This is a genomic window from Vibrio sp. SCSIO 43155, from assembly GCF_023716605.1.
Taxonomy (GTDB): Bacteria; Pseudomonadota; Gammaproteobacteria; order Enterobacterales; family Vibrionaceae; genus Vibrio; species Vibrio harveyi.
This window is the reverse complement of sequence record NZ_CP071853.1, coordinates 1,774,721-1,789,029: the sequence shown is the minus strand read 5'-3', so window position 1 is coordinate 1,789,029 and position 14,309 is coordinate 1,774,721. Positions and strand designations below refer to the sequence as shown.

13 protein-coding genes are annotated in these 14,309 nt (G+C 43.1%); 9 read left to right on the top strand and 4 right to left on the bottom strand.

Going from position 1 to position 14,309, the window contains the following annotated elements; genetic code table 11:
• Positions 1-23: 23 nt before the first annotated feature.
• The gene (locus J4N44_RS24845) at positions 24-950 is read right to left on the bottom strand and encodes a DUF58 domain-containing protein (RefSeq protein WP_005452842.1); all 927 of its coding nucleotides are present in this window, start codon (positions 948-950) and stop codon (positions 24-26) included.
• A 14-nt stretch (positions 951-964) separates the two neighbouring features.
• The gene (locus J4N44_RS24840; RefSeq protein ID WP_045486434.1) at positions 965-1,921 is read right to left on the bottom strand and encodes an AAA family ATPase; all 957 of its coding nucleotides are present in this window, start codon (positions 1,919-1,921) and stop codon (positions 965-967) included.
• A 317-nt stretch (positions 1,922-2,238) separates the two neighbouring features.
• On the opposite strand from J4N44_RS24840, the gene J4N44_RS24835 reads away from it, so the two are divergent.
• The 8 genes from J4N44_RS24835 (at position 2,239) to J4N44_RS24800 (ending at position 10,707) form a co-directional block, all read left to right on the top strand.
• Complete coding sequence (locus tag J4N44_RS24835) at positions 2,239-4,155, top strand: methyl-accepting chemotaxis protein (protein ID WP_252045366.1); 1,917 nt, start codon at positions 2,239-2,241, stop codon at positions 4,153-4,155.
• Positions 4,156-4,213: 58 nt separating this feature from the next.
• The gene (locus J4N44_RS24830) at positions 4,214-4,414 is read left to right on the top strand and encodes a restriction endonuclease subunit S domain-containing protein (RefSeq protein ID WP_005452830.1); all 201 of its coding nucleotides are present in this window, start codon (positions 4,214-4,216) and stop codon (positions 4,412-4,414) included.
• A 177-nt stretch (positions 4,415-4,591) separates the two neighbouring features.
• Positions 4,592-5,260: a LuxR C-terminal-related transcriptional regulator gene (locus J4N44_RS24825; RefSeq protein ID WP_005452827.1), complete on the top strand. Its 669-nt coding sequence runs from the start codon at positions 4,592-4,594 to the stop codon at positions 5,258-5,260.
• Between the two features lie 230 nt (positions 5,261-5,490).
• The gene (locus tag J4N44_RS24820; RefSeq protein WP_017189577.1) at positions 5,491-6,147 is read left to right on the top strand and encodes a LuxR C-terminal-related transcriptional regulator; all 657 of its coding nucleotides are present in this window, start codon (positions 5,491-5,493) and stop codon (positions 6,145-6,147) included.
• Between the two features lie 206 nt (positions 6,148-6,353).
• Positions 6,354-6,935, top strand: a complete 582-nt coding sequence (locus tag J4N44_RS24815; RefSeq protein ID WP_005452823.1) for a calcium-binding protein — start codon at positions 6,354-6,356, stop codon at positions 6,933-6,935.
• 59 nt (positions 6,936-6,994) lie between these two features.
• Positions 6,995-8,713, top strand: a complete 1,719-nt coding sequence (locus J4N44_RS24810; protein ID WP_252045365.1) for a type I secretion system permease/ATPase — start codon at positions 6,995-6,997, stop codon at positions 8,711-8,713.
• Positions 8,688-10,028: an HlyD family type I secretion periplasmic adaptor subunit gene (locus J4N44_RS24805; protein ID WP_050938411.1), complete on the top strand. Its 1,341-nt coding sequence runs from the start codon at positions 8,688-8,690 to the stop codon at positions 10,026-10,028. The genes J4N44_RS24810 and J4N44_RS24805 overlap by 26 nt, the downstream gene beginning before the upstream one ends.
• Before the next feature lie 121 nt (positions 10,029-10,149).
• Positions 10,150-10,707: a sugar O-acetyltransferase gene (locus J4N44_RS24800; RefSeq protein ID WP_009700774.1), complete on the top strand. Its 558-nt coding sequence runs from the start codon at positions 10,150-10,152 to the stop codon at positions 10,705-10,707.
• Between the two features lie 117 nt (positions 10,708-10,824).
• On the opposite strand, the gene J4N44_RS24795 is transcribed toward J4N44_RS24800, so the two are convergent.
• Positions 10,825-11,454 (bottom strand): response regulator, encoded by a 630-nt coding sequence (locus J4N44_RS24795; RefSeq protein WP_005452815.1) that lies wholly within the window; start codon positions 11,452-11,454, stop codon positions 10,825-10,827.
• Positions 11,451-12,845 carry a sensor histidine kinase gene (locus J4N44_RS24790; protein WP_047514082.1) on the bottom strand — a complete coding sequence of 465 codons (1,395 nt, stop codon included), beginning with the start codon at positions 12,843-12,845 and terminating at the stop codon, positions 11,451-11,453. The genes J4N44_RS24795 and J4N44_RS24790 overlap by 4 nt, the downstream gene beginning before the upstream one ends.
• Before the next feature lie 378 nt (positions 12,846-13,223).
• Here J4N44_RS24790 and pstS point away from each other — a divergent pair, with 378 nt between their 5' ends.
• The gene (pstS, locus tag J4N44_RS24785) at positions 13,224-14,258 is read left to right on the top strand and encodes a phosphate ABC transporter substrate-binding protein PstS (RefSeq protein WP_252045799.1); all 1,035 of its coding nucleotides are present in this window, start codon (positions 13,224-13,226) and stop codon (positions 14,256-14,258) included.
• The last annotated feature ends 51 nt before the right edge of the window (positions 14,259-14,309 follow it).

Below are 14,309 nucleotides of genomic sequence, written 5' to 3'. Positions count from 1 at the left end.
TGATTTGTATGTTGTTGCTGTTATTAGCTTAATTGCTGAACCAGCGGTAACCCGCTCGATAGGCTATTAAACGGAATTGCCATAGAATGACATTGTTGTTTGATTGCTTGCTGATGTTTGACAAAGTGAGACTCTAATTCCTTACGTTGTCCCTTTGAGCCGAAGTTAAACCATTGACTACGGTGTCCATCAGACGCTTTTGCTTGTCCTCTAAAGTCAGTTTCGCCTCGCTCTAGAGGATCATAAAACTGCACTGCACGAACACTGTTGTGTTGTTTTAACCGGCGTAGTTGAACCAACTCTTTCTCTTCAACTTGAGCAAAATCACTCAGCAGAATCAGTTCACTGCCTTTCGGAGTGAGGTTGTGCAGCGTTTCAATTGCACTCATGTATGGCAACGTGCGTGTGCTGGCAGCTTGTTGATTTGTAAGTAATTGATTGTGAGTATTCACTATCGCGTCAAGAATTCTCAGCCCTTGCTTTTGTAAAGAGGAAGGGCGGAACTCAATGCACTGGGAACCATCATCAATCACCGCGCCAATGCGGTCTTTCTTGGCTAATGTTAGCCAAATCAAGACGCTAGCGAAGTGCGCCAGTTGAACCGATTTCAACACGTATTGCGATCCGAAGTGCATACTAGGACTCAAGTCGATGTACAAAATCACCGCTTGTTCTTTGTCTTCAGCAAACAACTTGGTGTGCGCTTTTCCCGTTCGAGCAGTAACTCGCCAATCGATGCTGCGGATATCATCACCCGCTTGGTATTGGCGCACTTCCATAAAGTCCATACCACGACCTTTTTGACGGCTGGTATGATTACCGCTCATTTGTGACCAAATACTCTGGGCTGGTGGCAACCAACGAACCGATTGAGTGCGATATTGAAGCAGCTCTTCTAGGGTCAATGTCACCCCATTCGCATGAGGTGGCAATGTATATGATGCAGACATGTCACCTACCTACGTTATGCGCTACCTACAAGGCTAAGAAGTTTGTCGATAACCTGATTCGCTGTAATGCCTTCTGCTTGAGCGTGGTAGCTAAGTAGAAGACGGTGGCGTAGCACAGGGTAGGCCATGGCTTGAACATCTTCTGGTGAAACGAAGTCACGACCTGCTAGCCATGCATGAGCGCGAGCACAACGGTCAAGGGCGATTGTCGCGCGTGGGCTCACCCCCATAGACAACCATTTTGCTAATTCTGAGTCGTAGTCACTTGGCTGTCGAGTTGCCATAACAAGACGAACGATGTATTGCTCAATCGCATCTGCCATATGGATATTGAGTACTTCTTTACGCGCAGTGAAGATGTCTTCTTGACTTAAGCTTGGACGCTCAACCATTGCTTCACCTTTTGCCTCCCCACGGTTGATGCGCAAGATCGCCAGTTCATGCTCTGCATCTGGGTAATCTACATCAAGGTGCAACAAGAAGCGGTCGAGCTGCGCTTCTGGAAGTGGGTAAGTACCTTCTTGTTCAATCGGGTTTTGTGTCGCCATCACCAAAAATAGCTCTGGTAGGGCATAGGTGTTTCTTCCCGCTGTCACTTGCTTCTCAGCCATTGCTTCAAGCATCGCAGCTTGCACTTTAGCCGGCGCACGGTTGATCTCATCGGCAAGGATCAATGAGTTGAAAATTGGACCAGACTGGAAGGTAAACTCGCCTGTTTCTGGACGGAAGATATCGGTGCCCGTCAAGTCTGCTGGCAGTAAGTCAGGTGTGAACTGAATTCGGTGGAAATCACCTTCTACACAATCCGACAGAGACTTAACCGCACGAGTCTTAGCCAATCCTGGAGGACCTTCAACCAAGATGTGCCCATCGGCAAGTAGAGCAATAAGAAGCTGTTTAACGAGATCATGCTGACCAATGATCTGAGACTCTAAGTAGCTTTGAAGAGTTTCGAAGTTTGTTTTGTGCATTTTTTGGACTCTCTGGGTATCCATATGATTCTTGTTTTGAGTATTGGTCACTTTCTCAAGGGGAAAAGTTCCAGTACGTCCGCGTAATTTATCTTTTCAATATTGGGGCGAGTAAAGTGATTGCAAGCCATTGAAAAGCGTGAATTACCTTACTCGACAGTCTGTTACATCGCATTTGCATAATTTTGTGAGAATTTTCTCTAGTTTTGTAGGGGGAGGTCGATATAGATTTCATGCCGTGCATACCAAGCTTATATGCACCTAGTTTTACTCTGTTCAGAATGCAGATAATAAGTGATTCTTTTAAAGGTCCAGATATGTTGAAACTTAATTCCCTGAGTATCAAACAGAAGGTTGTCATCGGTATTACTTTTGCCGTTCTTGCTTCTACAATTATTGTCGGTGTGATGGCTCAGCGCCATGCTCGTGAGGTGCTAAGTCACCGCTTAATCGACATTGAGCTGCCTGCTATGTTGCAGCAAATTAATACTGAAATTGACCGCGAAGTTGTACAGATGCAACAAGCGGCAAAACAACTTGCTACTAATGAATTTGTCGTTGAAGCCCTATCAACGACAGACCGTAACCCATCAGTAGAAGCACAACTTGTTCAACAGCTTAACAATGTTAAATCCCAATATCAGTTGAACGACGCTTCCGTTGCGAACCGACAAACGGCTTACTACTGGAACCAAAATGGTTTCCTGCGTCAACTTAACCACTCACAAGACGCATGGTTCTTTGGGTTTACTTCTTCTGGTCAAGATACGTCAGTTAGCGTATTCCAAGAAGCGAATGGCGACGTGAAAATGTTTGCCAACTACCAAGACGTAAACGGTATTTCGATGTCTGGTCTGTCTAAGTCGATGGATGACATGGTATCGCTACTTAATGGATTTAAAATTGAGAAAACGGGTTATGTGTTCCTAACAAATAGTAAAGGTGACATCCAAATCCATCGCCAACAAGGTAAGAACAAAACATCTATTAATCAATTGTTCGGCGGCGCAGCATCTCAATTGCTAAATAAAGGTCACTTTAATCTAGTTACGACTGAGTTCGAAGGGCAAGACATGTTTGTGTCGAGCCTATACGTGCCGTCAATGGACTGGTTTGTTGTTGGTGTGGTTCCTGTGAATGAAGTGTTTGCTGATCTAGATGCAACCGCAGAGAAAATGTTGTTCACAACAGCAATCGTGGCGCTGATCTTCATTGCGATGGGTGTTCTACTTGCCAACAGCATTACTAACCCAATTCGTCAAATCGCTGACCGCTTCACTGACCTCGGTGAAGGTGAGGGTGATCTTGCTCAGCGTATTGAAATCAAAGGTAACGACGAAATCGCTCAGCTATCAAAAGGCTTTAACGGCTTTATTGAGAAGATCCACGCTACCATGAAAGAAGTATCGCTAACTAGTGGTGCGCTAAGCCAAGCAGCAGACAGTGTTTCAAGTAAGGCAACATCTACGCACGATAATAGCCAAGAGCAACGCGACCAAACTATTCAGGTAGTAACAGCGATCAACCAAATGGGTGCGACGATCAGCGAGATTGCATCTAATGCGGCAACAGCGGCAGATACGGCAAACCAAGCGTCTGATAACACCCAAACAGGCCGTCAAGTCGTAACGCAAGCAAAAGAAGTGATCAGTCGCCTTGCTGGTGATGTGGAAACCACAAGCATGGTGGTCACTCAACTTGCGACAACGACCAAAGACATTGGCTCAATTTTGGATGTGATTCGTGATATCTCTGAGCAAACCAACTTACTTGCGCTTAACGCTGCGATCGAAGCTGCGCGTGCGGGTGAGCAAGGTCGAGGCTTTGCTGTGGTAGCGGATGAAGTGCGTAATCTTGCGTCACGAACTGCTGATTCTACTGAAGAGATCCAGAAGATGATTAACCAACTTCAAAGTGATGCTCAAGATGCTGTGACAGCAATGGAAGCGGGTAAAGCGGTAACGTTTGAAGGTGTGGCATCAACAGATGAAGCCGTGGATGTTCTGATGAATATCTCTGAGCGTATCGCCGATATTTCAGATCGAAATACGCAAGTCGCGACAGCAACAGAAGAGCAATCAACCGTTGTACATACCATCAACCAGAACATTGAAGGAATTAACGCTATCAATGAAATGACCACTGCGACGGCAGAAGAGTTGGCTGGCGCAAGTCGAGATCTACAAGAACTGTCATCTCGCTTGGATAAGATGGTTGGTAGCTTCAAGCTCTAGAGTTGGATAGAATAGACCTAGTTTACAAGTTTAACGACTCGATATTTAGGTAAGTACTATGAATGATTTCGAAAAAGAACTAGAACTGATCTCACAAGAAGCCGGTGACGAGCCTGAAGTGAAGCTACCATCTCTTGAAGAACAACAAGAAATCGTAGCGGAACTGAAGAAGCTAGAAGCTGAAGGAAAGCTGACACCAGAGGTTCTTGAGCAATACTTTGGTAAGTTCAATCAGAAAAATTCAGTGCCAGTTCACTAATAAAGAGGGAGTTTTATACTCCCTTTTTTAATACCCGCCATTTAACTCACCCTATTAATCTATTTATTAATCAACAGATTAATCCTTGTTACTACTTTTTTTCATACTTGACAATACTCCCGCTGTACCTAAATCTATTGCTTATTTCAATCAAAATGATTAAGGACTGCAAACGAGATGGAGCACAAAGATATAAGGAACGTAATTTTAATTACTGAGGATAGCTTGCAGTCTTCATTGTTGAGAGATGTTCTTGAAACCAAACTCGGTATTAATGTCTTTCTGATAGCCCCTGAAAAGCTCACCAAGCACACAATTCCATTGGAAGCAGTCTCCGCTATATTACTCGATTATAGTGTTATGACTGATGAAGTCTTCTCTCGTTACATGGAGTTTAAAAAAGCAGAGCTAAAAGATGCCATTGAAGTTCTGTTGAATTGTGACAAATCGATTTCAACGGAAGAGCTATTTGTATGGCAGACACTCGCGGGTATCTTCTACACATCGGACGATATCAGCACATTACAGGCTGGAATTGGCAAAGTATTACAGGGTGACATGTGGTTTAGCCGTAAGTTTTCTCAGCAATACATCACCCATCTGCGCAGACATAGCAGACCAGTTAATAAGAGCGTGTCCGCAATTTTGACCAAAAGAGAGCAACAAATCATCACCTTCCTTTCTATGGGGGCTTCGAATCAACAGATCGCTGAGCAACTATTTGTGAGCGAAAATACTGTTAAGACTCACCTCCACAATATTTTCAAGAAGATTGATGTAAAAAACAGAGTGCAAGCATTAATTTGGGCTAAAGAAAACATTTCAGGTTTATCGATTGCCGTATAAAACTTATAGGGACTCCCCTTTCTAGCCTTAGTTTGCGAGTCAGATCTTATATAGATATTTGATATGTAAAAAGTGTTTCTTTTATGAGAAACACTTTTTTTGTTTATGATTTTAACGAAATTGCAATTCAAAAAAGTAGGAAATAAACATACTCTAGCGACTAGCACTTAGATATGAGACCAAGTGCTGATTAATAATTATTAAATTTAGAATGATACGTTAGTGAAAGTATGAGAAACATTATGGAAAACAATAAGGATAAGCCTGAAATCCTAATGATCACTCAGCAAAGTTTACAGAGTGAAAACTTCAAGGAGATGCTTTCTAAGAATACCGAAACCAAGATTACGATTATTGATAACAAGAATCCTAGTTACCACGAACTTATTCCAGAGAAGTATTTTCTACTTGTTGACTTTTCTATAGATACTCCTTCTGAAACTTTAGATTATTTAAAAAATAATGAAAAAGTACTAGGAACAATAATGCTTAACCTTGGGCATGAGCTTCAAATAGAAGAGTTGGCTGCGTGGCCTTTCGTGAAAGGGATTTTTGGTCCCAATGATTCTATGAACAAGTTATGTCAGGGCTTAGAGGCAATTATAAAAGGCGAAAACTGGTTATCACGTCGACTGTTAGAACAGTTACTTACTTATTACAAAGATAAGGAAGTGAATCGAATTATTGAGCCAGCTATAGAAGTGGAGTTAACCCGACGAGAAATACAAGTGCTACAGATTTTGAAAGAAGGTGGCTCAAATATGGAAATTGCCGATTCTTTATTTATCAGTGAACATACAATTAAATCTCATCTTTATAACATTTTTAGAAAAATTGAAGTAAAGAATCGAACCCAAGCAACAAGTTGGGCAAAAAGAAATCTTTAGTACTACTAGTAACTCTTTGTATTGGATAAAGAATATTGAAGAAAGTATGAGTTAATATTTTTTTGATAATTGAGTCAGCTTTAAATCTCATCCCATATTCAAACTCGCTCCTTTGAGGTTATTTATTAGACTTTTTATGTCTGAAATTGAGTCGTAGTCCAGACGTGAAAAGGTCTATTCAAAAATAAAGCCAAGAGGGAACAATAATGAGTATAAATCATACGCACAACGGTGATTCAGGTGACAACCATAAAACTGACTTTGATGGCGGCAACGACATATTTGTTGGATTTGGTGGCAATGACTCCTTTGTTGCGGGCGGCGGCAATGACTACGTCGTAGGTGGCGCGGGAGACGATCGTCTTATTGGCGGTGCCGGAGATGATATTTTGAAGGCTGGTGAAGGCAATGATTACTTGGGCGGAGGTACAGGTAATGACAAATTGCTAGGGCTATTAGGTGACAACAAGCTTAACGGTGGTGTCGGTGACGATACGCTTCTATCTGGTTCAGGTGACAATGTGCTGATCGGTGGTACTGGCGCAGATAAGTTTATCTTCACAGATAAGTTTGGTGGTCATGGTGAGGCGAAGGTCGTTGATTTCACTATTGGTGAAGATTCACTTCATATTGTCAGTGATTCAGTAACATCATATGAAGACCTGACGTTTACTTACGATGCGAACGGCAGCGCAGTGTTCACGGACGGTGCAGACTTAACTGTGAAACTAATTGGCGTCACGCAAGAAGATATCGAGTCATACGGAAGCGACTTATTCATTATCTAAGTCATTCTATTGGGCGCTAGATTACTAGCGCCCGCGTATCAACATATGTGGATGTAATCGTGCAAAATACGGTTTTCAAAGAAGTTAAACAGAAACTGTGCACGCTCACAGGTTTGCTGATTGGCTTTAGTTTATTTATAAATTTATTAGTACTTTCAATCCCTTTGTACATGTTGCAGGTGTACAATCGTGTAATCTCTTCCTATTCCATTGATACGCTTTTCTTATTAACGGTTATCGTACTTGCAGCGCTACTAACCATGTCGTTTATCGATATTGCTCGCGCTCAAATGAGTAAATCCTTCGGTTATTGGATAGATTCAAAACTGTCGGTATTTATGCTTAAACGCAGTATTCAATACCAAGCCCACACGGGTAAAAGCTACACCTCTCAAGTGCTGAGAGACATTCAAAACATCAAAAGCTTTTTAAGTAGCCAAGCGCCATACCCTTTACTTGATGCTCCTTGGACCCCCGTTTTCATTCTATTCGTTTATCTGCTGCACCCTATGTTGGGTCACATAGCCCTAGGTGGCTCTATTGTGCTGTTTAGTTTGGGGTTAATTAATGAGCTTGTGACACGCAAAACCTTACAAGAGAGTGAAGTTCGTTCGATTTCCCATATCAATCAAGCAGAAGTCGCGACTCAAAACTCAAACTCAATCATTGCGATGGGCATGATGAACGCCTTTTTAGAGCGTTGGTATTCTAGAGTGAATGAATCCAACCAGTTGGAGCAGCGTGTGGCGGGTAAATCGATCTACCTTGCTAATTTCTCCAAGTTTGTTCGAGGCTCATTACAAATTTGTTTGTTAGGTGGTGGCGCATGGTTGGTAATCCAGCATGAGATCACTGCAGGCGCGATGATTGCGAGCTCAATTTTAATGAGTCGAGCACTATCACCGATGGAGCAAGCGATCGGCACTTGGCGCAGTGCAATGTCGGCAAAAAACGCTTACAGCCGTCTGTTTGAAATAGACAAGATTGTCAAACACGATGAGTCTGATATGCCTTTGCCTCGACCTAAGGGGCACTTCGAATTGACAGGTTTAGCCTACCGCCACCCTGGTGCAACGGAGCCAGTTTTGTCTGCCATTACGCTGTCTATCCCTCCCGGTGTGTCTGTTGGCGTAATTGGTCCTTCAGGAACTGGTAAATCGACCTTTGCTAGATTGCTCCTTGGTAATATCAAGCCTCTTGCGGGCAAAGTGACGTTAGATGGCATGGAAGTCTCTACATGGGCTTCTGAAGATCGGGGAGCACATTTCGGTTACTTAGCACAAGAAGTGGAATTGTTTCCTGGGACTATTCGGGAAAATATTGCGCGTTTCAAAGACGAAGACCCCGCTAAAGTGATTCAAGCCGCTCAGCTAGCTGGTTGTCATGAGCTCATACTAAAGAAAAACAAAGGCTATGATTTCATGGTCGGTGAAAATGGACGAGGTTTATCGGGTGGAGAACGCCAACGAATTGCTTTAGCCAGAGCCGTTTATGGTGATCCTTCGGTCGTTGTATTTGATGAAGCAAACGCAAACTTAGACGGAGAGGGGGAAGCGGCGTACCAACGCTTGATTGTTCACCTTAAATCCCAAGGTTCTACCGTGATTGTGATTGCCCATAACCCAAGCACGTTAAGGCAAATGGACCGATTGCTCTACTTGGCTGAGGGGCGTGTGAAGCTGTATGGAGCGAGAGATGAAGTTCTTAAGCGTTTAATGGGTGAAGAGAGAACAGATATACCGAGGGTGCGAAATGAGCAATCAACTGCCAACCGTTAACGAGTTAGCTGCTGAAAAGGTGGTGCGCTTTATACCATCTTCGGAGCTTCGTTTAAAAGGTCCCATTTTGCTTGGCGTACTTACACTATCACTATTTTTAGGTGGGCTTGGTTATTGGGCGGCGACGTCTAAGCTTGAGAGTGCAGCTATTGCTTATGGTGATCTTTCTGTATTGAGCAAACGACAAGAGATCCAACATCTAGAGGGGGGCATTATTGATAAGCTCTACGTTCAAGAAGGCGACTTGGTTGAAAAAGGGCAATTACTTATTCAGCTCTCGCAGCGTCAAGCTAACGCTAAGCTGGACTCTGTTGGCGGTCAGTACATCCACACTATCGCAAAAGAAAATCGTCTCAATGCAGAGTTGGATGAGCTTCCAGAGATTGTTTGGTCGCAAGATCTAACAATGTTCGTGAACAGTGAGATTGTTGCCGAAGCAAAGTCTGTTCAAAACAAGATTTTTGAGGCAAGAAAACGCTTTTTTAACAGTAAGTTAAACATCATTGCGCAGAGTGTTTCCGGCGCGAGTTTGGAATTGGATAACCTTAAGGAAACCAAAGTAATTGAGAGGGAGCGCCTCAAATTTATCGAAGAGGAAATTGCGAGCAATCAAGCTTTGGTACAGAAAGGGTTTTCAGGTAAGTCAGCTTTATTACAGCTAAAGCGCCTTGCTGCAGAAGTACGAAGCACCTTAAGTCAGCTTGATCGCCAGTCTCTCACCGTCAGCAAGCGTTTGGATGAGAACCAAGCTAAAGTTGAAGAGCTAAAACTTGAGCGGCTCAATGAAATCGTAGAAGAGTTGCGTAACACTAAGAAAGAGATCGTTTCAATTCGTGAGGAGTACCGTTCGGCGAAAGACGTCGTTGCGCGTACTGCCATTGTTGCGCCAATCTCTGGCAGAGTGGTCAACATGCAAGTATTTACCGAGCAAGGTGTTATCGGCTCTGGTGAAACCTTATTGGAATTGGTTCCTCAAGACGATAAGTTGTTGGTGGAAGCTCGAGTAAGCCCTCAAGATATTGATTTGATCAGTCCAGGGCAACATGCTCAAGTGCGTTTAACGGCTTTAAATGCAAGAACACTTGCACCGCTAGATGGCACAGTATTAACCGTCTCTGCTGATAAATTATCTGAGCAGAATCAAGATGACTTTTATCTCGCTCGTATTGCGCTGTCTCAAGACGATGTTGCGAAGCATAGGCTGACATCTGGTATGAATGCAGAAGTGTTGATTCTGTCTGAACCGAGAACACCCCTAAGTTATTTGGTTAAACCATTAACGGAGAGTATGAATCGCGCATTCCGAGAAGACTGATGGATAGCTTCTGTTTGAAATCTCATCACAGTGTTTACACAAATAAATAATCCACTACGCCAGTCACATTTTGCGACGTTGTGATGTGCTTTGATGCGCTTTTATTTAGGTGAGATGAACGATGAGAACAGAAAAAGAAAAAATGCTGGCAGGCGAGCCATACGATGCTTGGGACCAAGAGCTCTACCAAGCGCGAATTGAATGTCGAAAAGTTCTGCAAAAGATTAACAACAGCATTCCTGATACGGGTGAATGGCGAAGTGCGATTGATGAGTTGATCCCTGATTCTGAAGGGGCGTACCTTGAACCGCCATTTCGGTGCGACTACGGCTCAAACATTAAAGTGGGTAAAAACTTCTATGCCAACTTCAATTGCGTGGTGTTAGATGTCGCGGAAGTCCACATTGGGGACAATGTTTTGTTTGCTCCTAACGTGCAAATTTACACTGCGGGTCACCCTCTCGATGTCAGAGGACGCGTGGAAGAAGGCGTTGAATTTGGCACGCCAATTACGATTGGTGACAATGTATGGCTGGGGGGCGGTGTGATTGTTTGCCCTGGTGTCACTATCGGTGAGAATTCTGTTATTGGGGCGGGTAGTGTCGTGACAAAGGATGTCCCAGCGAATGTTGTAGCCGCTGGTAACCCATGCAAAGTAATTCGTTCTATTGAGCAGTAAAGGCGAAGTAAATAAACTAAAAAGCGCAAGTAGACAAAAAGTACAAATAAACAAAAAGCCGACTCTGAGTCGGCTTTTTTGGGGTTCTCATTCTGTGTTCAGATAGACACTCGAGGTCTAAAGCATACTGGAATGTACTTGTTGACCTTGTTCGGTCAGTGAATAAATACGACCGTCTTCCTTGATCACCAAACCACTATTGACCAACTGTTTTAAGTGGAAATTAAACTTGGTGTGATCCTCAATACCCACCACTCGACATAGATCCATAAACTTCATTTTACGATGGATTTTAAGTTGCTTGATTACCGAGCGGCGAATTGGGTTGGATAACGCACTAAAGATTTGGTCATGCTTTCTTTCATCAAGAGGGGATTTTGGTGAGCGTTCAGCATGGACGCGCTTTAAGGTGACCGATAGTGCAGCGAGGTTAAAAGGCTTAGTGAGAAACTCATCTGCCCCTTTTTTCATAGCGTCGACAGCAACGTCAACAGTAGCAAATGCCGTTGTGATGATAATACCAATGTTGGGATGTTGACGTCTTAAAGTGGAGAGAGCTTCAATACCTGTCATCCCAGTCATCACCACGTCGAATAGCGCTAAGTCAAAATGTTGCTCGCTAGCAATATCTAACGCATCCTCTGCATTATCACATGCGATGACTTCAAACGATTCCAAGGTTAATGCCTCAACGAGGACCTCTCTCAATTCTACATCGTCTTCTGCAAGTAAGAGTTTTAATGTCATTCAATGTTCCTTGGTAAGCGGATTTCAACTGTTAAGCCTGTTACCTGATCACTCTTCTTCGAGTTCCTCAAGTTTAGCTCGCCACCGTGTTGTAAGATAATTTGATTACTGATAGCCAGTCCCATTCCCGTACCTTCTCCCCGAGGTTTTGTGGTGTAGAACGGCGTCTTTGCTTTGGCGATTTTGTCTTGTGGCATCCCTGTTCCCCAATCCGAAATTGAGAGTGTTGCTACGAGTTTGTCTTGATAAGTTTCGATATAAATCTGTTTATGTTCTTGGCTTGCATCGATAGCGTTGCCGATGAGGTTTGTTACCACTTCTTCTAACTGGCCCGCATCGCCTCGCACACTCAATTTGTCGTCTAGTGATGTACTGACAATAAAGCCTTCTAAGCGGTATTGATTGAGAGACAAAGCATGTTCAACAACCTCTTTGAGCGAAACCACCTCACGTCGTATTGGCTTATGGTGAGCGTAGTTAAGTACTTCGTGGCTGATCTCTGCTGCGCGCTCAAGACCCTGCCGAATTCTAGCCAGTTGTCGATGAGTTGCTTCGTTATCCGGCAGCTGCTTTTCCAATAAATCGCAGCTCATGGTTGCGCTGGAGAGTGGTGTTTTAATCTCATGTGCAACCGCTGAGGTCAGTTCACCAAGTTCTTTTAATTTAGCGTCTTGTTGAGAGAGTTGGATATGACTTTCAAGCTGCTTGTTCTTTTCATCGTCAAATACTCTGAGGGCAATCCAAAGAGTGCACAAGATAGAGAGCGCACACACCATTCTAACGATCAGCACCCAAAGTCCTAAATCGACCGTCAGCGCGCCTGCGGCAATGCCATAAGCAACGAGAGAAAGCCCCGTCAGCTTAAAAGGCAGTGAAGCGCCATGACCTTCTTTTTCAAGAATATTGGCGTAGCTCATCATGGCTAGGCCAGAGATGACTCCAGAGCCTAAACCAAAAATCCAGCGTACTTGGTTAGCGGTGTTATGGACATAAATGGCGTATTCTTTGTTGCCGAAGCGGTAAACCAAGCTAACGATAAATAGAGCCAGAACCGCAATCGCGGCGTATTTGATGTACTTGACCTTCTTCCAACTGGTCAGATCTAGCATCTTCCAAGCGAAAGCCCCGAGTGCAATGAATGAGAACAAGAGCTTAAATACTTTGAAAGTCTCTATGCCTTTAGTCAGGGTAAATTCGTGTTCATACATCACCAAGTAAAGTTCGGACCATTCATGGAAGCCGTGGATGAAACCAAATAAAGCCAGAATGGGCAGAGCAGAAGCAATAGCAATGCGACTTTTGCGTAGATCTCGAAACAGAATCGCAAAAAAGATGGCGAAGAAAGCTAAGCCATAGAAGAGGTAAATTTTGAAGATGAGTAACATATCCATCATTTGAGTCTAAAGGACTCCTTACCCTTCATCAATATTTAAAATTTGCAATCTTATTATTTTGCATTGCATACATATTTCCTTAGAAACGTCCCTATCTATATAGATTTCATATGATGTTTGTGAATTTTTCTTATCATAAATTATTTGCGGGAGATAATTGTTATTCACACTGAGCTGTTTAACTTATTTCTTTAATAAAACTGTCATATTAAATTTTTAATCTCAACGCGTCGATTGATTAGTACCGATTGACTGTTTATTTATTTCAATACCTAGTTTTACTTGAACACTAAAACTAACAGGGCTAATTAAATATTGGTTTTTAATTAGCCCAAATTTCTCACTAAATTATATCGGAGATATATTGTGAAATTTATGAAATCAGCTCTAGTGTCTTCAGTTCTGGTTGCAGCATCATTTGGCGTTGCTGCTAAAACAACGATCAACGGCGCTGGTGCGACTTTCCCTCATCCAATTTATGCGAAATGGGCTGAGCAATACCAGAAGGAAACGGGTGTTCAGATTAACTACCAAGCTATTGGTTCTGGTGGTGGTATTCGCCAGATTACAGCAAACACAGTGGACTTTGGTGCGACTGACGCGCCACTGACTATCGAGGAGCTGAACAAAGAGGGCATGATTCAGTTTCCAATGGTGATGGGGGCTATTGTTCCTGTAGTGAACATTCCTGGTATTGATGCTGGAGAGGTGAAACTAACAGGTAAAGTTCTCGCAGATATTTTCCTTGGTAACATCAAAAACTGGAATGACCCTGCGATTGTCGCACTCAATAAAGGTGTCGACCTACCTAATCAACCTATCTATGTTGTCCACCGTTCAGATGGTTCTGGCACCACCTACAATTTTACGGACTACCTCGACCGTGTAAGCCCCGAATGGCATAAGTCTATTGGTGTTGGCAAAGACATTACATGGCCGAAAAAAGCAACAACCATTGGCGGGAACGGCAATGCCGGTGTAGCAAACTTTGTTAACCGTACCCGAGGAGCCATTGGGTATGTAGAGTATGCGTTTGCTAAGCAAAATGATCTCGCCTATACACAAATGCAATCTAAAGATGGCAAGTTTCTAAACCCAGGCATGGACACTTTCCAATCTGCAGCTGCCAATGCTGATTGGGATAATGCTCCGGGTTATCACTTATTGTTAAACGATCAGCCGGGTGCAAACTCATGGCCAATGACAGCAGCGACGTTTATTCTTATGCATAAAGAGCAGGCGGATGCGAACAAAGCGAAAGAAATCGTGAAATTCTTTGAATGGAGCTATAAGCAAGGTCAACTTGCAGAAGAGTTGGATTACATCCCAATGCCAAATAAAGTCGTTAACATGGTTAATGAGACTTGGAAAGAGGGTTTGAAATCTAACGGTCACACGACTATTCAATAATTAATCAAGTAGCCTGATAAGTAATATATTTATCAGGCTACTATATAAAAT